The 22,643-nt window shown below is 37.6% G+C and carries 18 protein-coding genes; 10 read left to right on the top strand and 8 right to left on the bottom strand.

Annotation, left to right across the window (positions count from 1 at the left end; translation table 11 throughout):
• Nucleotides 1-67: 67 nt before the first annotated feature.
• Nucleotides 68-559 (bottom strand): YajQ family cyclic di-GMP-binding protein, encoded by a 492-nt coding sequence (locus tag ASF92_RS06510; protein WP_056089688.1) that lies wholly within the window; start codon nucleotides 557-559, stop codon nucleotides 68-70.
• A 76-nt stretch (nucleotides 560-635) separates the two neighbouring features.
• On the opposite strand from ASF92_RS06510, the gene ASF92_RS06505 reads away from it, so the two are divergent.
• The 3 genes from ASF92_RS06505 (at nucleotide 636) to ASF92_RS06495 (ending at nucleotide 4,259) form a co-directional block, all read left to right on the top strand.
• Entirely contained in the window at nucleotides 636-1,214 is a 579-nt protein-coding gene (locus tag ASF92_RS06505) for a hypothetical protein (protein ID WP_056089684.1), read from the top strand.
• Nucleotides 1,215-1,318: 104 nt separating this feature from the next.
• Nucleotides 1,319-3,376, top strand: coding sequence for a polyphosphate kinase 1 (ppk1, locus tag ASF92_RS06500; RefSeq protein ID WP_056089680.1), 2,058 nt, complete (start codon nucleotides 1,319-1,321; stop codon nucleotides 3,374-3,376).
• A gap of 1 nt (nucleotide 3,377) precedes the next feature.
• Nucleotides 3,378-4,259 (top strand): exopolyphosphatase, encoded by an 882-nt coding sequence (locus ASF92_RS06495; protein ID WP_056089677.1) that lies wholly within the window; start codon nucleotides 3,378-3,380, stop codon nucleotides 4,257-4,259.
• A gap of 135 nt (nucleotides 4,260-4,394) precedes the next feature.
• On the opposite strand, the gene pgl is transcribed toward ASF92_RS06495, so the two are convergent.
• The 4 genes from pgl to ASF92_RS06475 form a co-directional block, all read right to left on the bottom strand.
• Nucleotides 4,395-5,120, bottom strand: coding sequence for a 6-phosphogluconolactonase (gene pgl, locus ASF92_RS06490; RefSeq protein WP_056089674.1), 726 nt, complete (start codon nucleotides 5,118-5,120; stop codon nucleotides 4,395-4,397).
• A gap of 102 nt (nucleotides 5,121-5,222) precedes the next feature.
• Nucleotides 5,223-6,737 carry a glucose-6-phosphate dehydrogenase gene (gene zwf / locus ASF92_RS06485; RefSeq protein WP_056091030.1) on the bottom strand — a complete coding sequence of 505 codons (1,515 nt, stop codon included), beginning with the start codon at nucleotides 6,735-6,737 and terminating at the stop codon, nucleotides 5,223-5,225.
• Nucleotides 6,738-6,759: 22 nt separating this feature from the next.
• Nucleotides 6,760-8,175 (bottom strand): NADP-dependent phosphogluconate dehydrogenase, encoded by a 1,416-nt coding sequence (gndA, locus tag ASF92_RS06480; protein ID WP_056089671.1) that lies wholly within the window; start codon nucleotides 8,173-8,175, stop codon nucleotides 6,760-6,762.
• Nucleotides 8,176-8,260: 85 nt separating this feature from the next.
• Complete coding sequence (locus tag ASF92_RS06475; protein ID WP_056089669.1) at nucleotides 8,261-9,019, bottom strand: ROK family protein; 759 nt, start codon at nucleotides 9,017-9,019, stop codon at nucleotides 8,261-8,263.
• Nucleotides 9,020-9,177: 158 nt separating this feature from the next.
• Between ASF92_RS06475 and ASF92_RS06470 the strand changes: the two genes are divergently transcribed.
• The 7 genes from ASF92_RS06470 to ASF92_RS06440 all read left to right on the top strand — a co-directional run bounded on the left by ASF92_RS06470 (nucleotide 9,178) and on the right by ASF92_RS06440 (nucleotide 20,395).
• A complete protein-coding gene (locus tag ASF92_RS06470) occupies nucleotides 9,178-10,401 on the top strand; it encodes a sterol desaturase family protein (protein ID WP_056089665.1) in 1,224 nt (407 codons plus the stop codon).
• Nucleotides 10,402-10,863: 462 nt separating this feature from the next.
• Nucleotides 10,864-14,175 (top strand): SusC/RagA family TonB-linked outer membrane protein, encoded by a 3,312-nt coding sequence (locus tag ASF92_RS06465; RefSeq protein ID WP_082489476.1) that lies wholly within the window; start codon nucleotides 10,864-10,866, stop codon nucleotides 14,173-14,175.
• Nucleotides 14,176-14,191: 16 nt separating this feature from the next.
• Nucleotides 14,192-15,754: a SusD/RagB family nutrient-binding outer membrane lipoprotein gene (locus ASF92_RS06460; RefSeq protein ID WP_369817087.1), complete on the top strand. Its 1,563-nt coding sequence runs from the start codon at nucleotides 14,192-14,194 to the stop codon at nucleotides 15,752-15,754.
• 16 nt (nucleotides 15,755-15,770) lie between these two features.
• Nucleotides 15,771-17,279: a DUF5689 domain-containing protein gene (locus ASF92_RS06455; RefSeq protein WP_157263752.1), complete on the top strand. Its 1,509-nt coding sequence runs from the start codon at nucleotides 15,771-15,773 to the stop codon at nucleotides 17,277-17,279.
• 67 nt (nucleotides 17,280-17,346) lie between these two features.
• On the top strand, nucleotides 17,347-18,756 hold the full coding sequence (locus ASF92_RS06450) for a calcineurin-like phosphoesterase family protein (protein WP_056089659.1): 1,410 nt from the start codon (nucleotides 17,347-17,349) through the stop codon (nucleotides 18,754-18,756).
• Nucleotides 18,757-18,773: 17 nt separating this feature from the next.
• Nucleotides 18,774-19,673 carry a glycerophosphodiester phosphodiesterase family protein gene (locus ASF92_RS06445; RefSeq protein WP_056089655.1) on the top strand — a complete coding sequence of 300 codons (900 nt, stop codon included), beginning with the start codon at nucleotides 18,774-18,776 and terminating at the stop codon, nucleotides 19,671-19,673.
• Nucleotides 19,674-19,696: 23 nt separating this feature from the next.
• Nucleotides 19,697-20,395, top strand: a complete 699-nt coding sequence (locus tag ASF92_RS06440) for a GDSL-type esterase/lipase family protein (RefSeq protein WP_056089652.1) — start codon at nucleotides 19,697-19,699, stop codon at nucleotides 20,393-20,395.
• On the opposite strand, the gene bioD is transcribed toward ASF92_RS06440, so the two are convergent.
• The 3 genes from bioD to ASF92_RS06425 form a co-directional block, all read right to left on the bottom strand.
• A complete protein-coding gene (bioD, locus tag ASF92_RS06435) occupies nucleotides 20,381-20,989 on the bottom strand; it encodes a dethiobiotin synthase (RefSeq protein ID WP_056089650.1) in 609 nt (202 codons plus the stop codon). The two genes, ASF92_RS06440 and bioD, sit on opposite strands and share 15 nt — an antisense overlap.
• Nucleotides 20,982-22,112: an 8-amino-7-oxononanoate synthase gene (locus ASF92_RS06430; protein ID WP_056089647.1), complete on the bottom strand. Its 1,131-nt coding sequence runs from the start codon at nucleotides 22,110-22,112 to the stop codon at nucleotides 20,982-20,984. The genes bioD and ASF92_RS06430 overlap by 8 nt, the downstream gene beginning before the upstream one ends.
• Before the next feature lie 65 nt (nucleotides 22,113-22,177).
• Nucleotides 22,178-22,627, bottom strand: a complete 450-nt coding sequence (locus tag ASF92_RS06425; protein WP_056089643.1) for a hypothetical protein — start codon at nucleotides 22,625-22,627, stop codon at nucleotides 22,178-22,180.
• Nucleotides 22,628-22,643 lie beyond the last annotated feature (16 nt).

Below are 22,643 nucleotides of genomic sequence, written 5' to 3'. Positions count from 1 at the left end.
TTGTACTAATTTCATCAATGATGGAGTATTTGTCGAAATTTAATCTTGCAATCCTAAAATCCTAGTCTTAGTTACGCATATTAATGTACTGTAGCGGTTGACCGAAATCTTCATTACGACAAAGATTGATCACAGCCTGTAGGTCGTCGATTTTCTTTGCTGTCACACGAACCTGATCATCCATAATGGAGGGTTGAACTTTTAAGCCACTTGTTTTAATCTTGGCGACAACTTTTTTTGCCGCTTCCTTATCTAAACCTTCTTTAATGCTAATTTCCTTGCGAATCATATTACCTGAAGCCTGATGTTCATCGCCAAAGTCTAAACTTTTAGGATCTAAATTTTGTTTCATCATCCTGGAAATAATAGAGCCTTCTATCGCTTTCAAGCGCATATCATCTTCTGTAACAATGGTAATCACGTTTGTTTTTTTATCCAAATCGATGGTGCTCTTAGAACCGCTAAAATCGAAGCGATTCAGGATTTCCTTTTTCGCATTATTAACCGCATTGTCAAGTGTTTGCGCATCAACTTTACTTACAATATCAAAAGAAGGCATAGTTTTGGCTTTAAAAGTAAAAAAATAAGTAGATTTAGTAGATAATTACCATCAGCACAAAAAAACGAAAAATATTATGAAAACCACTAAGCCAGGCACTCAAAAAAAAATAACTAAAAAAGAAGCCAAAAAACAATTGGAAGAATCTTTAACGACTCAATTTTTAGAAGTTGTTAAAAGTTTGGGTCACGATGCTTCGGAGATAAGCTCAGAAATCGGGAAAGCCAGTAAGAGGGTAGCAAAAAAGCTAACTAAAAAGTTTACAGTGATTAAAGCAGATGTAGGGCATAAAATAGACGACTTAATAAAGTCTGCGAAAAAAGTAGAGAAAAAAAATAAAAAACCTGCTGACAAAGTAGTCAGTAAAGCCGAAAAAGTCGTGAAAAAGGCGGTTTCTAAAGCGAACCCAGTTGTTCAAAGTGTTAAGGTAGCAGCTATTGCAACAGAGGAGAAGGCAGAAAAAGTTTTAACAAAACCTAAAGAGCAGGCGCCCTTGACTGTTGGAAAAAACACACCATCAGTTAAAAAAGTTGGTTTAAAGTCGACTTCCAAAACGGAGCAGGATACACCCAAAGCTGGGAAAGCTGCGGACGCAACAGATAAGGCGGTTTCTGACGTAAAACCGGCAGTTAAGAAACCAACGAAAGCAAAATAACTAAATAATTTATTAATATTATTATAGTTGTTATTTAACACCAACTTAACAAATTAATTTGCAGTTTTGAGCGTCCCTGCCATGCGGGGATTTTATTTTTTTAAATGAGCAAAAAGAAAATTCCTTTTTTCAATCGCGAAATAAGCTGGTTATATTTTAACGAACGTGTTCTCCAGGAAGCAGCTGATGAGACTGTGCCATTGATCGAACGGATCAAGTTTTTGTCGATATTTTCCTCCAACCTCGAAGAGTTTTACAGGGTGAGGGTAGCAACAATTACCCGATTAACAAATCTAAACGAAAAGGCAAAAGCACTTCTGGGTTTTAATCCTAAGAAAATACTCAATGAGATTAAAAATATTGTTGTAAGGCAGGAACGTAAATTTGAACAGCTTTTTCAGGCGACCTTAATTAATGAATTGGCGCAAAACCGGATATTTATTCTCAACGATACCCAGTTGAATGTAGGTCGGGGTGAATTTGTAAAAAATCATTTCCGTGATAAGATTCTTTCCAACGTTGTCCCAATCATGTTGGATATGGATAAACCATTTCCTGAACTGAAAGACAGGTTTTTGTATTTTTTTGTCAAATTATCCAAAAAAGATACAAAGGTTAGGGAGAAATATGCTTTAATTGAAATTCCACCAAACTTGCCGCGTTTTCTTGTTTTGCCTGAAACTAACGGTCTTAAATTTATTATTCTTGCCGAAGATATTATTCGATACTGCCTGGATGATATCTTTTATATTTTTTCATATGATAATCTTGAGGCCTACTCTATTCAGCTTACACGAGATGCGGAATTGGATATCGATAAAAATATCAATGACAAATTTATTGAAGATTTAAAAAGTAGCTTAGAAAAAAGAAAGAAAGGTAAACCAATGCGATTGCTTTATGATTCAGCCATGCCCCTGAACATGCTCACCGTTTTGGTGAATAAGTTGAAGCTGGAAGCAGAAAGTTTAATTCCTGGCAACCGTTATCATAAATTCGGTGACTTTATTGCTTTTCCAAACGTTGGTGGTAAGGAACTGGAATACGCACCAAATATACCCTTAAAGGTTCATGGTTTGCACCGTACGCAAAGTGTTTTTGCCAAAATAAGCCATAAAGATTATCTCATTAATCTCCCATACCAGTCTTACGATTACATCATTTTATTTCTGCGGGAAGCCGCAATCGATCCAAAAGTGACCGATATACAAATTACGTTATATCGTTTGGCCGAAAATTCAAAAGTGATTAATGCTTTAATAAACGCAGCAAAAAACGGAAAAAATGTTTCTGTGTTGCTGGAACTTAAGGCCAGGTTTGACGAACAGGCAAATATTTTCTGGACGAGCAGGTTAATGGAAGAAGGCGTAAAAGTTAACTATGGTTTAACAGATTATAAAGTCCATTCAAAAATCTGTTTGGTTAAGCGAATCGAAAAGGATAAGCCCGTTTACTATGCTAATTTAGCCACAGGAAACTTTAATGAGAAAACTGCAGGATTGTATTGCGATCACAGTATTTTTACAGCAAAAAAAGAGATTACCAACGATTTGGTAAAGCTTTTTGATGCCTTATCAAAGCGAACAGTGACTAAAGGGTTTAAGCACTTAATTGTTTCTCCATTGGAAAGCAGATCAAGGCTTATTAATTTTGTTAACAGGGAAATAAGGAATGCAAAAGCTGGTAAGCTTGCATATATACTTTTGAAGGTTAATAGTTTAGCTGATGAAGGAATTATTAGTAAGCTCTATGAGGCGAGTAATGCAGGGGTTAAGATTCAACTTATAATAAGGGGGATTTGCTGCCTTGTACCCGGCGTGAAAGGCTTTAGCGAAAACATTACTGCCATCAGCATAATAGATAAATTTTTAGAGCATGCCCGGGTCTATATCTTTAGTAATAATGGCAAAAATGATATGTACTTGTCTTCTGCCGATTTAATGAGCAGGAACTTTGAGCATAGGGTCGAGGTTGGCTTTCCGGTTCTGGATCCGGATGTGAAACAAGAAATTCAGGATATCATTGATTTGCAGCTGCAGGACAATACAAAGTCAAGGCAGATTAACGCACAGAATAATAATAGGTACCATAAAAACAGGTTAAGTAAAAAAACACGGGCACAGGTTGATATTTATAACTACCTGAGAACAAAGCATCAATAATATGTTAAGATATGCAGCTATCGATATCGGTTCGAATGCGGTGAGGTTACTTATCGCTGATATCAGTAAACAGGACGGATTATTCAAATACAAAAAAAATACCTTGATTCGCGTGCCTTTACGTTTGGGTGATGATGCATTTCTAGATCAAAAAATATCTCCAAAAAAAGCAGGTGATTTGGTGAAAACGATGGTAGCGTTCAAGAATTTAATGGATGTTTATCATGTAACCGAATACCTGGCCTGTGCCACATCCGCAATGCGTGAAGCTTCAAATGGACAGGAAATTGTTAATCTTATTAAGGAAGAAGCCAATCTTACGCTCGAAATTATTGAAGGACAACGTGAAGCTAATATTATTTATGCTAACCACATTGAACAAAATTTAGATGAAAACAGAACTTACTTATATATAGACGTTGGCGGAGGTAGTACAGAGCTTTCGGTTTTTGTGAAAGGTATACCTGAAGCATCAAAGTCTTTTAATATCGGTACCATACGAATGCTCGATAACCAGGATAAGGAGGAAACGTGGGACGAAATGAAGGATTGGGTTAAAGAGCATACCAAAGCCCATAAACACCTTGCTGGTATCGGAACGGGTGGTAATATAAATAAGCTTTTCCGCATGGCCGATGAAAAAGATGGCGCACCTATGTCCCTGCAAAAGTTAAATGCCTTATACAATCGATTAACAAGCTATTCATTGAAAGAAAGAATACAAGTTTTGGAATTAAATCCGGATAGAGCGGATGTGATTATTCCAGCTTGTGAAATTTATTTAACCTTAATGAAATGGACGGGGATTAAACAGATTTATGTACCTAAAGTCGGTATGGCAGATGGTATCATTAATCTCCTTATTGAAGAAAAATTGAACTGAGTCTGAATAGATATCTAAGAAGCTTCTTCATAAATCATTTTTTAGAATAAAAAAACGGAATAATCGAGTAGATTATTCCGTTTTTCTCTATAAAATATCTGGTAAATTAATTTCTTCGTAACTTATCGGTTTTAGTTAACTTTCGATTAATTTCGCTGCTGCTTCATCGACAAACCAGGTTAATTTTCCATCAATGGGATCTATCAGCTGTGCAGGATAAGTATCGAAATCTTTTTGTTTATCCACAATTACGTGGCTTAACGCATTTGCTTTGTTTTCTCCAAAGGCAAGGAAAGCTACGTTTTCCGCCTTATTAATTAATGGTGCAGTGAAACTTATACGATAAGTATTTAGCTTTTCTACAAAAACCGATGCGACATTTACTTCTTCGTCTTTAACTAATGTTGTATGTGGGAAGATAGAAGCTGTATGTGCATCATCGCCCATACCTAACAAAATCAAGTCAAAAACAATATCATTACCTTCAAAGTGCTTATCAATCGCTTTTTTGTATTCAATAGCAGCTTTTTCCGGTGCTAAGGTCGTATCAACATAAAAGATATGGTCCTGGGCAATATTCAAATTATCAAAGAAATATTTCTTTGCCATTAAACCGTTGTAATTATCATCAGTTGACGGCACATTTCGCTCATCTCCAAAGAAGAAATAGACTTTCTCCCAGTCAATTCTGTCTTTACAATCTATGGATAAGATTCTGTATAATTCTTTTGGGGAATTACCGCCTGTCAAAACAAAATTAAACCGATCATTCTCTTCAATTGCCATTTCAGCAATTTTAATTACATAGTCGGCTAAATCCTGGTTTAATTCTTCCGGTGTTTTATAAATAAGTAGATTCATATCTAATTTGGTAACGTCATTGTGAAGTACAAAGCAATCTTTAACAATCGCTATCTATTAGTGTGATAAGATCGCTTTGTACCTCGAGCTGATGAGTTAAATTTATTCTTTATTCTTTAAAGGCAGGTTAAACCAATGAAATCCATCTCTTGCGATAAGTGCTTCCGCTTCCTCAGGGCCCCAGCTATCGGCCGGGTAGTTGGGAAAATTGATTGATTTTTTGCTTTCCCAAGTGTTCAATATCGGCATTACCAATTCCCAGGCCGCTTCCACCTGGTCGCCGCGCATAAACAACGTTTGGTCGCCCATCATGGTATCAAGTAATAATGTTTCGTAAGCCTCAGGGGTATCGCCTTCGTAAGTACCTTTGTAATCAAAAACCATATCAACAGGGTTGAGCACCATGTCTAAGCCAGGTCTTTTTGCCTGAACCTGCATGCGTATGCTCATTTCCGGTTGAATGCTGATCACCAACCTGTTTTGCTGCCAGTTTTCAGTAACGTCTGAAGAGAAAATCTGATGAGGAACATCCCTGAATTGTATGGTAATGAGGGATGAAGTTTGATTCAGCCTTTTTCCTGTGCGAAGGTAAAACGGAATGCCTTGCCATCTCCAGTTATCAATATGAAATTTAACGGCCGCGAAAGTTTCCGTATTAGAATGGGGATCTACGCCTTTTTCCTGGCGGTAACCAGGTACTTCTTTTCCTTCTACCCAACCTTTGCTATACTGACCGCGAACGGTTCCAAAACGGATATCTTCTGAAGAAAAGGGGCGCATGGCTTTTAAAACCTCCACCTTTCGGTTTCTGATTTCATCTGCATCAAAGGTAATTGGCGCTTCCATACCGATTAAACACAGCAATTGAAGCAAATGGTTTTGAATCATGTCCCTTAAAGCTCCCGCACCTTCGTAGTAGCCTCCGCGATCCTGAACGCCGAGCTGTTCTGTTACTGATATCTGAACATGGTCTATATAAGAACGATTCCACAAAGGCTCAAATAAAGCGTTTGCAAAGCGGAACGCCATCATATTTTGCACGGTTTCTTTTCCTAAGTAATGGTCGATGCGATAGATTTGTTTCTCTGTGAAGATGGTACTTAAAAGTTTGTTCAATTCTTTAGCAGATTCTAAATCATGACCAAAAGGTTTTTCGATTACAATCCGGCTGTTGTCTTCGTTTTGCGTTAATTTATACTTTTGTAAACATTCGGCAATAACAGGGAAGAAATTAGGGGCAACCGCTAAATAGAAAATTACCTGCGTATTTGATCCATATTCTTTCTGGTATTTTTCTACTGCTGCTTTTAAATTTTCAAATGTTTTCGGTTGAGCAAAATCTGTGGGGCAATAGTGAATGGTATTTCCGAACGCTTCCCATTTTTCTTTATTGACTTTTCCAGACCGGGAAAATTCATTTACAGCATCTTCTAAAGCCTTTTTATAGCTGTTGTCGGTAAACTCAGTTCTTCCGGTTCCAATGACAGCAAATTTATCAGGCATATAGCCTTCAATAAATAAGTTATAAAGCGCAGGGGCAAGCTTGCGTTTATTTAAATCGCCTGTACCTCCAAATATTACGAATATTGTTGGATTTAATGCGGTATTTGATTTCATCTTTGTTTTTTTAATCGGATAGTTAAGATAATTTATTCCAATCGGCATGGAATACGCCTTCCTGATCGATGCGCTCAAACGTATGTGCTCCGAAGAAATCTCTCTGTGCCTGAATTAAATTTGAAGGCATACGGCCAGTTGTAAGGGTATCAAAGTAGGTTAGGGTAGAGGCAAAAGCCGGTATGCCCAAACCCGCATTTATACAGGCTGAAACTGTTTTGCGTGTTCCGTTAAGGGTCCCTTTTATAATATTTTGTACACCCTCGTCGGCAAACAGATGTTCAAGGCTGTTGTTCTTTTCGTAAGCCTGGTAAATATCCTCAAGGAATTTAGCTCTGATGATGCAGCCACCCCTCCATATTTTAGCGATTTCCTGCAATTTTAGATCATATTGATATTCTTTTGAAGCCTGAACTAATAAGTGCATTCCTTGTGCGTAGGCACTAATCATTGAGAAATAGAATGCATCTTCCAGTTCCTCAATTGTAATATCAATTTTAGTGTCTTTTTTTCCAAAGCCTTCTTCAAGCGATACGCGTAATTGTTTGAACTTAGATAAATCCCGGTTAGAAACCGCTTCGTTAATCGTTGGGATTGGTAATTGCAATTCCATTGAAACTTCTGAAGTCCACTTTCCGGTTCCTTTTGAACGGGCTTCGTCTTTAATCTGGTCTAACAAATCCATTCCGGTATCACCATCTTTAAAAACAAAGATTTCCGTGGTGATTTCCATCAAAAATGATTGAAGCCTGCCTTCATTCCATTTTTTAAAAACTTTATAAATATCGTCATTGCTGTAACCCAGGCCATTTTTTAGGATTCCATAGACCTCAGCAATCAATTCCATGATTGCATATTCGATACCATTATGCACCATTTTAACAAAGTGACCGGAAGCACCTGGTCCAATGTAGGTTACGCAAGGGTCGTTGTTTACTTTAGCAGCGATGGCATTAAGAATGTCTTTTACAACATTGTAAGCCTGTTTATCGCCGCCAGGCATCATACTTGGTCCAAATCGTGCCCCTTCTTCACCACCGGAAATCCCCATTCCAAAAAAATGCAAGCCATCTTTCTCCAGTTCATCCACTCTGCGGTTCGTATCGGTAAAATGTGAATTTCCACTATCAATAATAATATCCCCTTTAGTTAAAAGGGGCTTCAATTCTGCGATAACACTATCTACAATAGGTCCGGCAGGTACCAATAAAACCAAGGTTCTTGGCGTTGCTATACTGCTGATAAAATCTTTTATATCATTAAAACCTTTAAGATTGTGATTTTTACCTTCTTCTTCCAGTTTCGAAATCATTTTATGATCCTTATCATATCCTGTAACCGAAAAGCCTTTGTCAGCCATGTTTAACAAAAGGTTTCGGCCCATTGTACCTAAACCTATCATGCCCAATTTATATTGTTTTGAATTGTTATCTGTCATTTTATTTTTGATATATGCCAAATTTAGTTTTTCCAAATTAATATTTTCATTTAGCGCTGTTAAATGATTGTAATAATACGCTCAATTATTTCTTTGGCGTTAACGTGGTGATGTTATTTCCATCCGCTAACTTCCAAAGTTTTGCACCACCTTTAATGCCATCCCGGTTGGAAACAACTCTAATGTTATCTTCAAGTTTAAAATCGATCTGTTTTGAATTTCCTCCGCCTATGTATAAAGTATCATAGTTGAAAACCGTTTTATAAATTTCTATAACTTTTTTTAAGCGTTTGTTCCATCGTTCAGAACCTATTTTTTCAAAAGCTTTATTGCCAATGTAATCGTCATAATCTTCTTCTTTGTTTATTGGAAAGTGGGCAAGTTCAAGATGAGGAAGCAGATTGCCATCGAATAATAAGGCTGTTCCGAATCCTGTACCTACAGTGAAAACGATTTCAAATCCTTTTCCCTCAACAACACCTAGTCCTTGTTGGTCTGCATCATTTACTAATCTTACAGATTTATTCAGCGTATTTGCAATGCGCTGTCCTAAATCGATGTCCTCCCATTTATTTTTAGCGAGGTTCGGAGCAGTTTTAACAATTCCATTTTTAACATAACCAGGAAAACCAACTGAAACTTTGTCGTAAGTGTTTGGAAAAGGCTTTATAAGTTCAACAATGCCGGAAAGAATATCTTTTGGCGTGGCGCCATCGGGTGTCTTTAACTTCAGGTATTCAGAAGACATATTCCCATTTTCGTCTAATAACACAGTCTTAATACTTGTACCACCAATATCAATAGACAAAATATTGGAATTTTCAGCTTGTTTTTTGGTTGCCATAATTATGCTTTTAATAAGTCGAAGTTCTATAAATAAATCAGAACAACAAATATAAAATGTGATTAGAGGTAATTTCGGTGTAAATAAATAATCTATTTAAACTATAGATTTACTATTATATTTTTAAGTTTGTATTGTCACAAGCTAAAAAGCACGGTATGTTCACAGTAAATTATCTCGCATTTGCAATTCCAGCGTTTTTCCTTTTCGTATTTATGGAGTACAAGTTGGCTCAACAGCAAAAGAGGCGTTCTGTATTTAAATATGAGAGTTCGGTTGCAAATTTTAGTGTTGGTATTGCGGAACGGTTACTTAACTTGTTTATAGCGGCGAGCTTTTATCAGGTATATAATTGGATTTACACGAATTATGCAATTTTTGAAATCCCGAATACATGGTATATATGGATATTTTTGCTGCTTGTTACGGATCTGGTATGGTATTGGTACCACAGGTTAGGCCATGAGATAAATTTTTTATGGGCTGCTCATATTGTTCATCACCAGAGTGAGGAGTTTAATTTAACCGCTGCCGCAAGAATTACAACAATTCAGGCCCTTTTTAGAAATGTATTTTGGTGTATTTTGCCCCTGTTAGGCTTCCATCCGAATATGATTATTGTGATTTTATTGGCCCATGGAGCGTATTCATTTTTTACGCATACTCAGCTTGTTGGTAAAATCGGGTGGTTAGAACATATTTTTATTACGCCGTCGCTTCATGGTGTTCATCACGCGTCAGATGAAAAGTATCTTGATAAAAATTATGGTGATGTATTTGTCTTTTGGGATAAAATTTTTGGAACATTCCAAACTGAGGAGGAGCCGCCAAGATATGGTTTAACCCATCCGATTAAGAGCTATAGTTTTCTATGGCAGCACTTTCATTATTACCTTGAGATTTTAGAAGCGTATAAGCGTGCGGATGGATTTAAAAGTAAATGGAATGCTGTTTTTGGTAGCCCTGCATTGATGGATCAAAATATCAGGCCTCAATTGGAACTTAAATACCAACAGAATAAGACGAAAGACAAAAAGATAAAATTAAAAGCTTATGTTAATTTCCAGATGGTATTAACAGTTATGCTTCTAACCGTAACAACTATGTTTTTTGAGTCGATTTATCCGCTAACTGCTGCTTCTATATTAATATTTGTTATGCTTACGTTAATAAATATAGGTGCGCTTATAGAGCAACGTAAGTGGGTTTATTACCTGGAATGTTTCAGGTTAATTTTCGTTTTTGCATATGTATTCTATGTCTTTAATATTTTTGAGTTGTTGATCTTTCCAGTCGTTGGATTAATTACCATAGAACGAACTTTTGCTTTAAGTTCGCTTTACAATAAATACATATTGAAGTACAGAAATAACAGAAATTAAGCATTTCCCTTTCTTTCGATTTTTTTTGCATGTTATTGTTACAATCCAAATGTTTCGTATTGTTTTTAATTTTAAACTAAGGGTAACAAAACTATTACTCAATAAACCGACTTTTTATAACCGTCTATTTTTTTTATAGAAACAGTGATTTTGTAGTCTATTTGGACGATATTCTGTTTTACATACATCAGGAATCTGTATTTTTTTCATCTCCTTAGCACCCGTCCACTATTCTACTCTTTGATTTTGTTAAATTGTTTTTAGTTTCGTTTTGTTTTATTAATTTTAATTAAGAAACATTAAATAATATAAAGCTAATAAAACGCAATATTACGAACCTTGTTTTCATAATTTTAACGGTTAGTTAATATTTATTTAATGTTGATGAGGTTATTTTGCCGGCGTCCGGATTCAAATAACTTAATTAATTAGTTCCTATAATACTAACCGGATATAACAATTATGAAAGAAATTTCTACAAAGAAGAAATCCAGATTTCAGTGGGTGTGGCCAGTAACGGGAGGCATTCCTGGTAATTTCGAAAAGCACAATCAAATTTTTATTTTAAACCGATGTTGGATTAAAGTTTTAACCTTATCATTATTTACCACATTGTCTTGTTTCAATAATGTTTCTGCGCAACAAACGCAACCGAATATTACTGTAAAGGGAATCGTTCTGGATGAAGATGATAACCAGCCTTTAATTGGTGTTACCCTCACAGATGTCAATAAAAAGACATTAGGTGCTACAAATAATGATGGTAACTATTCCGTTTCTGTTCCTAAAGGTACAACAATTGTATTTAATATGCTGGGCTACACGGCTGTGAGGAGGGTTGTTGAAAAAAGCGAGAATAGTTTCACCGTTCGTCTGAAATCATCTTCCAGTCAGTTAAATGAAGTTATCGTTACGGCTTTGGGCATAAAACGTGAGGAGAAATCCTTAGGATATGCTGCAACAAAAGTAGATAGTAGTGCTTTCACAAACGCCGTTGCCAGTAACTGGACTGAGTCTTTATCTGGAAAAGTTGCTGGTTTAAATTTAGTCAGGAACAGCGGGCCTGCTGCCTCCAATAAAATTATTTTAAGGGGAGAGAATAATCTGACTGGTGATAATGAGGCTTTAATCGTAATAGATGGTGTTGTAGCCAGTAGTTCTGCCCGACGTACTGCTGCGTCATCAGGCGGGGTTTATGGTACATCCGGAGATATAATGCCTCCGGATTTTGGTTCCGCGCTGAACGATTTAAATCCTGATGATATAGAAAGTGTTACCGTTCTGAAAGGTCCGGGTGCCTCGGCACTTTATGGACAACGTGGCGCAAATGGTGCAATTATCATCACAACAAAGTCTGGCGGTAAAAACAGTAAAAAACTTAACATTGCATTTACTTCCAACAGTACCTGGGAAGAGGTGAGCAAAAGTCCTGATATTCAAAATCAATATGGACAAGGCCAATTCGGTGTTTCCTATTTTTCATATGGTACAACTGAAGACGGTCCAAGTACAAACGGTACCAGTGCTACCTATGGAGCACCGTTTGCAAACGGTGGAATGTATTATCAATACGACCCACTTACAAAAACAAAAGCGTTAAACAGAACGCCCTGGATGGCTTATGATAATCCTGTTGATGCCTTTTTTCAAACCGGTTTCGAATCTTCAAACTCCGTTAGTTTAGACGGAACATATAAGAAAGTAGGTATGCGTTTTTCTGCTAGCCATGGAAGTAATGAATGGATTGTTCCAAACACTGGTTTGGAGCGCACTTCAGCTGCTTTTTCTGCCAATGCAGATGTAACCAAAAAATTGAATATTAACTTTAAAGCAGCTTACAATAACAGGCATAGCGATAATTTACCTGCCACCGGTTACGGTAATCAATCTTTGATGTACTGGTTCATGTTTGCCCAGCCTAATGTTAATACGGATTGGTATCGCGATTACTGGGCGCCTGGTAAAGAAAACGTTCAGTTTGTAAACATTACTACGACTAATCCCGAAAGTCCTTATGCAATTTCTGAACAATATATAAATAAACAACGCAGAAACGGTGTTTTGAGTAGCTTGCAGGCTAATTATAAGTTTACAGACGAACTTAGTTTACTGGTTCGTGGTTCAATTGACTATAACCATGATATTCGTGAAACCCAACGTCCATGGGATGCCGCAGGTAATAAATTTGCCCAGGGTTCTTACCGGTTGCAGGACATCAATTCATATGAAGTAAATGCTGATTTTTTATTGAAATATGATAAAAAAATATCAGAATCAATAAGAATGATTGCAAATGTGGGTGGCAGTCAGATGCGTAATCAATACAGCAAATCTGAACTTCGCGCCGATGGTTTGGTTATACCCGGTGTATATAGTTTAACCAACAACGCAAATCCATTAGTTTCGGTTCCGGATACTGCCCGTTATAGAATTAACAGTTTTTACGCTGCTGTATCATTAAGTTATAAAAACTACCTCTATCTGGACCTGACAGGTCGCCAGGATTGGAGTAGTACCTTAGCAACACCATTCAGAACGGATAATGTCGGCTTCTTTTATCCATCTGCAAGTGCATCTTTTGTACTCTCTGATTTCTGGAAATTGCCATCTCAGATTAGTTTCTTCAAATTAAGGGCCTCAATTTCACAGGTCGGTAGCGGTGGGACTACACCTTACCGTACCGCGTATAATTATAGTCTCGCATCTAATGGCATCTATCCTGATAGCGCCATGACAAATCCCACAATCTTACCAAATCCAAATCTTAAGCCACTTAAAACGACCACAATTGAAGTTGGTACAGAACTACGCTTATTTAAAAATCGTTTAAATTTTGATTTTGCAGCCTATTTAGGTAATACAAAAAATCAAATCCTGAGTCGGATTGTGGATCGGGCAACCGGATATAATGTGGCTGTCTTTAACGTTGGTAAAGTTGAAAACAGAGGTATTGAACTTGCTGTAAACGGTACGCCGGTTCAGGCAGGTAAATTTAAATGGGAATTAACGGGAACTTTTACAGCTAACCGCAATAAAATAGTTGAACTTGCAGATAGTTCAGTTGTGTTGAGAACGGGTGCATTGGGTGGCGGCCAGATTGTGGCAAATGTTGGAGGTAGTATGGGAGATTTGTATGGTAATGGTTACTTGCGTTCGCCGGATGGTCAGATTGTATATGATGCTACTACCGGAAATGCAAAAACATCAGCGGGCCTGATTTATCTGGGTAATACCATGCCCAAGTTCAGATTCAGTTTCGGCACCACTTTAACTTATGGCCAATTCAGTGTTAATGGTTTATTTGATGCTCAACTCGGTGCCGTTGCACACTCACTTACATTCTCACGAATGGCTGCACTTGGCAAATTGAAACTAACCTTGCCAGGCAGATATAATGGTGTAACAGGCGATGGCGTAATTCAGAATGCTAATGGTACCTACCGTCCAAACGATGTTGTTGCAACAAATCTCGAGAGTTTTTACACTTCACTTTACGGTTCAGATCAGGCTGAAGGAAGTGTTTTCAGGACAGATTATTTAAAATTCAGGGAAGCAAACATCACTTTTTCATTTGGTCAGATTTTCTTAAAGAAAATTGGTTTTACCAAGTTAACAATCGGTGCGTATGGACGTAATTTGTTTATTTGGTCGCCATGGCCGGCATTCGATCCGGAGTTTGGTACTTTATCAGGAACAGATATCGTACAGGGCTTTGAAACTGGACAGCTGCCCGCTACTAGAACTTATGGTGTACGTTTAGTTGTAGGTTTATAAAGAGAATATTATGAAAATGATAAATAAAAGAACAATATATATATTACTAGCAGTTGTCAGCCTGTTTGCTTTCTCTTGCAAAAAAGATTTTAACGAGGTCAATACTGATCCGATAGGTAAATCCGCAGTTTCGGCAAGCCAGCTTTTAGCGCCTGCTCTGGTAGATGTGTTATCAGCGAATATGGTGCGAAACCGAAACTTTAATAACGAGTTGATGCAGGTAACAGTTGATATCAGCGATGCCGAAGGTAAAGTTTTCAGGTATGATGTAAGACGTACATGGGCAGATTATACCTGGAATGCCTGGTATGTTGAACTAACTAATCTACGTGATATTTATACAATTGCAAACAAACCCGAATCATTAAACGCATCCTACAAAGGCATCTCACTAATCACTCAGGCCTGGGTATTTCAATTGCTGACCGACGTATATGGCGATGTGCCTTATACCCAGGCTAACCAGGGAAAAGAAGGGGTTTATGAACCGGTTTTCGATAAACAAAAAGATATCTATCTGGATTTGTTTAACAAATTGGAAGAAGCCAATAAGCTATTGTCTGAAGGAAAAGCAATAACGGCAAGCAGCGACCCGGTTTATCAGGGTGATATAAATAAATGGCGTAGATTTGGTAATTCATTGTATTTAAGGTTGTTGCTAAGGATTTCAGGCAAATCAGAAGTTAGTACTCAAGCTATTGCCAAAATTAAGGAAATCGCGGAAACCAATAAGGGTAATTATCCAATAATGGAAAACAATACGCATACCGCCAAAATTCTCTGGAACGGTACCAACAGTAGTACGTCCGTTTATTCGTCCCCCTTTATGATTAGCGTGCGTGCGGTGGATTTTAGAACTCCAGCAATTACGAACTTTTTTATTGGTAACCTGGCGAACTGGGCCGACCCGCGGGTAAATACGACTTTTGGCGTGAATGGCGTAAGCAGATTGGGCATCGCACCTGGACCTGCCGGTTTGATTGGCGTACCAAGCGGTTACGATGCCGGTACCTCTATAATAAAACAATCCTATTTTTATTCCGACGCACAAAATGCAGGGGTTACGTTGCAAACCGATCCTTATACGGGAATTATAATGAATTGTGCGGAGGTGGACTTTATTTTGGCTGAAGCCGCTGCAAAGGGCTGGATTTCCGGGACCGGTGAAAGTTATTATTTGAAAGGTATTGCCGACGCAATCAATTATTGGTTGCCTACACGGTTTACGTCTGTATCCGATCCAGCGCTTGCCAGCTACGTTGTTGCTGCAGATATTAACTGGAATAACAATCTTCCTTTGGAAAACTCGGCAATAAATTCATCAAGTAAAATGCAGTTAATTCATTTACAGAAATATTATGCAATGTTCCTGGTCGATTTTCAGCAATGGATTGAATATCGAAGAACCGGCCATCCATTTCTACCAAAAGGGACGGGATTAGCAAATGGAGGTAAAATGCCTTCCCGGTTAAATTATCCGTTAGTTACACAATCAACCAATCCGACAAGCTATAAAAATGCAGTTGCCGTTCAGGGAGCTGATGACATTAATACGTTGGTTTGGTGGCAAAAACCTTAATCATATCAAAAATAATATGAAAAAGATAATACTTTATATCAGTGCGATAATTCTGTTTTGTGGCACTTGGATTGGATGCAAACGCGAAACCGATTATGTCGGCGTATCGGTGAGCCCTTATATCTCTAATTTCGATTTACGCAAACTATTCAAGAATGCAGATTTAACATTAAATACTGAAAATTTAGGAGGAGCAGATTTTATTAAAGGCGTTGTAATCTCCAATCAAACGGCAAATAATACCCCTTCTGGTTTACTTATTGTTCAAAACAGCCGGATTGCAGGTAGCGGAATCGATTCGTTAAGAGGTATGGCCATTAACATTGGTGCCGATGCTGCAAAATTTGTTCCTGGAGATTCCGTTCATGTGAGGGTTACAGGGGCTACACTAAAGAAGGTGAGTGGAATGTTGCAGCTTTCTGGTGTCCTGGCTTCTAATATTGAAAAAAAGGCTTCCGGTAGACCAATAATCACCAGAGCAGTAAGTACAGCATCCCTGGCTAGCCGCCCGGAATTTTATGAAAGTACATTAATTACGATAAGCAAAGGAAATGTAAATCCTGTGCCTGCTACGGGAGAGAAACTCGTGGGCAATAAAACCATCAACGACGGATATGGAACCGCGACTTTGCATACGGAGACTACCGCAACGTTTGCAAATGAAGAATTAACACCATTTGCCGATTTTACGGGAATTGTTTTCAATACACCAACCGGCCCACAACTTTGGCCTCGCATTTTCGATGATGTATTTCCACTTGCAGTTATAAAGCCATCTGCATTAGTTATCACCGGTTACTTAACCGACCCTAGTGGACCTGATAATAATTATGAATACATCCAATTTAAGGCTACAAGGGATATCGATTTTGCAGCAACCCCATATTCAATAGTTACCTGCAACAACGCTGGTATTTTGGTCGCACCTGCAACAGGTTGGGCTTTAGGTGGTGTAAGAACTTATAAAATCAATATTACAAGGGGTACAGTTAAAAAAGGCCAGTTTTGCTATGTTGGCGGTAATAAGAACATTTGGGGTTCGGGCTCAACAGATATTTCATCGGCTGTTTGGATCAGCAGTACACAATATTCTACGGTTAACGGCGCAGATTTCGGCACGGCAACGGCAAACCTTTTGGCTAATAGTGGAAACGTGGCGGGTATTGCGGTATTTGAAGGGACTAAGGTAGATGGAAACAGTATTCCGCTCGATGTAATTATGTATGGCGGTAATGGTGCTGTTTATTCTGCCGGACCGCCGGAAGCCGGTTATCGAATTACCAATACAGATAAATACAGCACCATTCAAAATAGAAAAGCCGTGGCATTCTATGGAGCAGGAACCAATACAAGCAAATTTTCTTTTCCTTCTACCACAGGAAACTTCACTACTCTTGGGGGTGTATATGATGCTAAAACAGGATTATGGAGTACAGGAAGAACAGCTCAATTTATTGCCCTCACTGGTTCTTCCGCATTATCTACTATTGAAACTGCAACTGGTTTCACAACAATTGTAAATTAAATCACATCATCATCGGCTAAATAAATTAGCCGATGATTTTTTTTAAATCATTCTTCAAATACGTAAAATGAATAGAAGATCCTTTATTCAGAAATCTGCTCTTTTAGGAACGACACTTTTCGTAAGCCTAAAGTCGTTTTCTTTTACCAACCTGTTAGATAACAAAATTTCCGGTAAAATTACCAGTAAGGGTAAGGGCGTAGCAAATGTGGTTGTTTCTGATGGCTTCAATGTTGTTCAAACTGATAGATCAGGAAATTATGCAATTGATATAAATCCACTGGCAAAATTTGTTTGGATAAGTACGCCATCAGGCTACGAGTTTAAAACTGAAAGTTACATTGCTAAACATTACGAAAGCGCATTGGGAAAAACCAACCTAAATTTTGAGTTAATATTGTTAAAACAAAATGATAATCGGCACAATTTTATCATTTGGGCCGATCCGCAGGTAAAAAATAAAAAGGACGTTGCACAAATGATGGAGACTTCAGTTCCTGATACCATAAAAATGATTAAGTCAATGGATTCAAGAATTCCAGTTCATGGAATTACCGTTGGCGATATTGTCTGGGATAATCATGAATTGTTTACCGATTATAATAAAGCAGTTACTGAAATGGGCATTCCGTTTTTCCAGGCTTTAGGCAATCACGATATGGATTACAGAATGGGGGGTGATGAGACTTCAGATAAAACTTTTCAGGAACACTACGGTCCAACATATTACTCTTTTAATAGAGGTAAAGCGCACTATGTAGTTTTGGATGATGTTCGTTATTTAGGTACCGAAAGAAATTATGATGGATTTATTTCCCAGGCTCAATTAGATTGGCTGGCAAAAGATCTGAAATTTGTTTCGAAAGATGCTTTACTTATTATTAATCTTCACATCCCCGTACATAATGCGGTAAAAAATAACGCTGAATTCTACGCGGTTTTAAACGGATTTACGAATGTTCACATTATGTCCGGGCATACACACTACAATCGAAATGTAATAACCAATGGTATTTTCGAACATAATCATGGTGCCGTTTGCGGCGCTTGGTGGACAGGCCCAATTTGTGAAGATGGTACGCCAAGAGGTTACGGTGTTTATGAAGTTGATGGCACTAAATTGAAATGGTTTTATCAGCCAACAGGCTTATCAAAAAAAGAACAAATTCATATTTATGTCGATGATTTAACAAACCAGAAGCGACTGATAGCTAACGTCTGGAACTGGGATCCTGAATGGAAAGTAGAATACTTTTTAGATGGAAAAGCCATGGGTGCATTAGAACAGCAGAAAGGCTATGACCCTTTATCAGTAAGTTTATATAAGGGTGATAAATTGCCCGCGGGAAGAACATTTCCCGAGCCAAGCAAAACAGATCATTTATTTGTGGCACATTTCGAACCATCAATTAAAAAGGTAAAAGTTGTAGCAACTGATAGATTTGGAGAAAAGTTTGAGGCTGATTTTACTGCTTAATTTAATAAGAAAACATCATGAAAATCTCGAAATCCTTAATTGTGATTTGTATGGCTGCTTTAACATTTGGAGCGAATGCACAAGTTCCAAAATTTCCATCTTTTAGTGCAGAAGCACATCGTGGTGGGAGAGGTTTATGGCCGGAAAATACCATCATCGCTATGGAAAATGCAATGAAAATTGAAGGTATTACAACTCTTGAAATGGATACGCATATTACTAAGGACGGCAAGGTTGTGGTAACCCACGACGATTATTTAAGCCCGGGTTTTATGCTTACGCCCGATGGAAAAGATATTCCGGCTTCAGACGCTAAAAGGTATCCCATCTTTCAAATGGATTATAGGGAGTTAAGAGCTTTCGATTTGGGAACAAAACCTTTGGCTGGTTTCCCTCGTCAGCAAAAAATTAAAACTCACATTCCTTTGCTGGAAGAATTAATCGATGCTGTACAAAAAGACATAAAGCTTAATAAACGAAAGCAATTTTTTTATAATATTGAAACGAAGTGCGATGCAAAAGGGGATGGTATAACCAATCCGGAACCTGAAGTTTTTGTTAAGTTATTGATGGGTGTCATAAAAAAGAAAAAGATAATGCCCTATGTGGTAATTCAGTCTTTTGATAAAAGAACAATTCAACTTATTCACGAAAAATATCCAGATGTAAAAACTTCATTCCTGGTCGCAAATAAGAAATCTTACGAGGAAAATATTGCGGATTTAGGTTATAAACCATTTATTTTAAGCCCGGTTTTGCAGATGGTTACTGAAGAACTGGTGAAAAAAGCACACAATGATGGTGTGAAGGTAATCCCATGGACGGCTAATAAAATAGAAGACATGAACGCGTTAAGGGCATTGGGTGTCGATGGGATAATTTCCGATTATCCAGATGTGCTGATTCAATCAAAATAATTATCTTTAATTAAATTTACTATATGAAGTTGTTCCTGAATAAGATTTTCTTAATAGCCTGCTTAACCACTGCATTTTGTATATCGAATGCAGATGCTCAGATCGTCAAATGGGATAGCACTTATCGCCCTGGTAAATTTATTGAATTAGTTAATAAATTCGAGGCAGAGCCTAAAACTAAAAAAGAATATATATTTCTTGGAAATAGCATAACCGCTGGAACCGACTGGGCTAAACTTTTAGGCTTACCACAAGCAAAAAACCGGGGAATTTCGGGTGATATTACATTCGGTGTTTTGGAACGGCTGCAAGAGGTTATAAATAGAAAGCCTGCTAAGCTGTTTATTTTGATTGGTATAAATGATATTTCAAGAAATATTCCTGATAGTGTTATTGTTCGTAATTATAAGACAATAATTGCCAGAGTTAGAAATGGTTCAAGGAGAACACATATTTACTTTACTACACTTTTACCTGTTAACGCATCCTTCGAAAAGTTTAAAAATCATTATGGTAAGGATAATCACATTCTTTGGCTGAATGATGAAATAAGAAAGCTGGCCTCAAAAGATGTAACTGTAATCGATTTATATCCGGTTTTTGTGGACGATAATAAACGTTTAAAGGCTAATTTAACAAAAGATGGCTTACATCTCATTCCTGAGGGCTACAAAGTATGGGCTGATTACCTTATAGCGAATGATTATTTAAAGAGACAATAAACGACCTGATATCTTCACGTTTTCCTTGTTTGCATTTTCAAGTAGCGGAATATAACCTAAGCAGGTAACGTTGCTATATTGTAAGATATAACGTTGTGTTTCAGAGTTTTCAACGCCATTAAAAATGAGGCCTTTTATCTTAATACCATATTGTTTAAGCAAATTTATCGACATTAAAGTGTGGTTGATGCTGCCAAGATAATTCTGAGACACCAAAATTACCTCAACATTTAAGGCTTTTATCAAGTCTATCAAAAGTTCTTTTTCGTTTAACGGAACCATTAGCCCCCCGGCGCCTTCTATTATCAAGTGATTATCCGTTTCAGGAATCTTAATTTTGGGTATTGCAATTTCAATGTTATCTAGTTTTGCTGCTTGGTGAGGAGATAATGGGCTATTCAGCCTGTAGCTTTCAGGGTGAATAAATGTATTTTTATTCGTTATCAATTGCTTAATCGTCAGACTGTCGCTAAGCTCAAGGTCTCCCGATTGAATTGGCTTCCAATAATCTGCTTCCAGTTTTTCGGTTAGTACAGCACTAACTAGTGTCTTTCCGATTCCGGTTCCAATACCAGTTACAAAATATTTAGCCATTGTTTTGTATGTCTTTTAAATGTTCTATTAGTGATTTAATTTGTTCGTCAGTATTATAGCTATGCAGGCAAATCCTCAAGCGCTCCTTTCCGGCGGGAACCGTAGGACTTAAAATGGCTCTTACATCAAAACCTTTTGATTGTAGCTTCGAGGCAGCCAGTTTAGTCGCTGCGTTTGAGGAAAATATAACGCCCTGAATGGTACTCTGGCTTTCCATGGCAGTGATTGCATGTTGCTTAACCAAGTTTCTGAAAAGTTCAATCTTATCTAAGATTGTCGAGGGATTAACTTTATGAAGTAAAATGTATGCGCACTTGACCGAAATGATGTTATGAATAGGCATTGCGGTGGTATATATAAACGAGCGCGCAAAATTAATTAGATAACTTCGTAAATTTTCACTACCCAGAACAATCGCTCCGTGTGCGCCCATTGCCTTACCAAAAGTTACAATCCTGGCAAAAACTTTATTTTCTAAATATAGCTGACTAACGAGGCCCTTGCCCTGTACCCCAAAAATACCTGCTGCATGTGCTTCGTCTACTATTAATGCTGCGCTGTATTTTTCACATATCATCGAAATTTCCTTTAAAGGCGCAAAATCGCCATCCATCGAGTAAACACTTTCGACCACTACAAAAACATTTCCTCTGGCTACTTTGATTTTTTCCTCTAAATCGATTATGTTGTTGTGAAGAAATTTATACCTGGTTGCGTAACTTAATCTCGAGCCATCTATCAGACTGGCATGGATAAGCTCATCGGCAATAATTGTATCGCCACGCTGAGGAATACTCGAAAGCAGGCCAACATTAGCGTCATAGCCAGAATTGAAAATTAAACCACTTTCTGCTCTATGGAAATCGGCAATATACTGTTCGGTTTCCTCTATGTAAATCGTATTTCCACTCAGCAATCGAGAACCGCCCGAACCATTTTTATAGTTATTTATTTGTCCAAGCTGCTCTTCTACAAGATTTTTTAGCGCTACAGAGTGCGCGAAGCCAAGGTAATCATTGGAACAAAAATCTATAGGAGGGAAGTAAGTACTGAGTTTCCTGATGGATAAATCGGATTTTCTTAGATCCAGTTTATTTGCAATACATCGTTCGATTTTATTCATTTTGCCAAAAATAACGAAAGCGTTCCGTTTTATGGAACGCTTTCGTTATTTCAAATAATTTATGCCTAACCTTGTGTTGGTGGATTCGAAACTACAGGTGCTTTATCTTTTCTACCTCGTTCCATTCCGCTCCTCATTTTTTTCCCTTTTTCTTTTGCTTCGGCTCTGAAAGCATCTAATTTAGTTTTTTGTTCACTAGTTAAAATGTTGTCAAGATCAGCTTTTCTCTTTTCTAATTCTGCTTTATGATCCTTCATTCTGGCTTTTCTCAGGGCTTTGTCTTCATTACGAAAAGCATCAGCTTTCTTCGCACGGTCTAACTCAACTGCGTAAACTTTTTGTTTTTGTGCTGCAGTTAAATTTAGTTTCTTTTCCATCATCCCGGTAGCTCTTTCAGCCCGCTGTTCAGCAGTAAGGTTTACCATTGGTCTTCTTGCTCTCCTGGTCGAATCTTGGGCGAAAACTGCAGTAAAACCCATCACTGCAACCGCCAAAGTTAAAATTAGTTTTTTCATTGTTATGTGTTTAAAC

Source organism: Pedobacter sp. Leaf176 (assembly GCF_001424305.1).
Lineage (GTDB): Bacteria > Bacteroidota > Bacteroidia > Sphingobacteriales > Sphingobacteriaceae > Pedobacter.
This window is presented reverse-complemented; position numbering and strand designations above follow the sequence as displayed.

Bases quoted from the DNA above. Each gene is read 5' to 3' on its own strand.
- ASF92_RS06510 (WP_056089688.1), bottom strand. From the start codon at position 559: ATGCCTTCTTTTGATATTGTAAGTAAAGTTGATGCGCAAACACTTGAC.
- ASF92_RS06505 (WP_056089684.1), top strand. From the start codon at position 636: ATGAAAACCACTAAGCCAGGCACTCAAAAAAAAATAACTAAAAAAGAA.
- ppk1 (WP_056089680.1), top strand. From the start codon at position 1,319: ATGAGCAAAAAGAAAATTCCTTTTTTCAATCGCGAAATAAGCTGGTTA.
- ASF92_RS06495 (WP_056089677.1), top strand. From the start codon at position 3,378: ATGTTAAGATATGCAGCTATCGATATCGGTTCGAATGCGGTGAGGTTA.
- pgl (WP_056089674.1), bottom strand. From the start codon at position 5,120: ATGAATCTACTTATTTATAAAACACCGGAAGAATTAAACCAGGATTTA.
- zwf (WP_056091030.1), bottom strand. From the start codon at position 6,737: ATGAAATCAAATACCGCATTAAATCCAACAATATTCGTAATATTTGGA.
- gndA (WP_056089671.1), bottom strand. From the start codon at position 8,175: ATGACAGATAACAATTCAAAACAATATAAATTGGGCATGATAGGTTTA.
- ASF92_RS06475 (WP_056089669.1), bottom strand. From the start codon at position 9,019: ATGGCAACCAAAAAACAAGCTGAAAATTCCAATATTTTGTCTATTGAT.
- ASF92_RS06470 (WP_056089665.1), top strand. From the start codon at position 9,178: ATGTTCACAGTAAATTATCTCGCATTTGCAATTCCAGCGTTTTTCCTT.
- ASF92_RS06465 (WP_082489476.1), top strand. From the start codon at position 10,864: ATGAAAGAAATTTCTACAAAGAAGAAATCCAGATTTCAGTGGGTGTGG.
- ASF92_RS06460 (WP_369817087.1), top strand. From the start codon at position 14,192: ATGATAAATAAAAGAACAATATATATATTACTAGCAGTTGTCAGCCTG.
- ASF92_RS06455 (WP_157263752.1), top strand. From the start codon at position 15,771: ATGAAAAAGATAATACTTTATATCAGTGCGATAATTCTGTTTTGTGGC.
- ASF92_RS06450 (WP_056089659.1), top strand. From the start codon at position 17,347: ATGAATAGAAGATCCTTTATTCAGAAATCTGCTCTTTTAGGAACGACA.
- ASF92_RS06445 (WP_056089655.1), top strand. From the start codon at position 18,774: ATGAAAATCTCGAAATCCTTAATTGTGATTTGTATGGCTGCTTTAACA.
- ASF92_RS06440 (WP_056089652.1), top strand. From the start codon at position 19,697: ATGAAGTTGTTCCTGAATAAGATTTTCTTAATAGCCTGCTTAACCACT.
- bioD (WP_056089650.1), bottom strand. From the start codon at position 20,989: ATGGCTAAATATTTTGTAACTGGTATTGGAACCGGAATCGGAAAGACA.
- ASF92_RS06430 (WP_056089647.1), bottom strand. From the start codon at position 22,112: ATGAATAAAATCGAACGATGTATTGCAAATAAACTGGATCTAAGAAAA.
- ASF92_RS06425 (WP_056089643.1), bottom strand. From the start codon at position 22,627: ATGAAAAAACTAATTTTAACTTTGGCGGTTGCAGTGATGGGTTTTACT.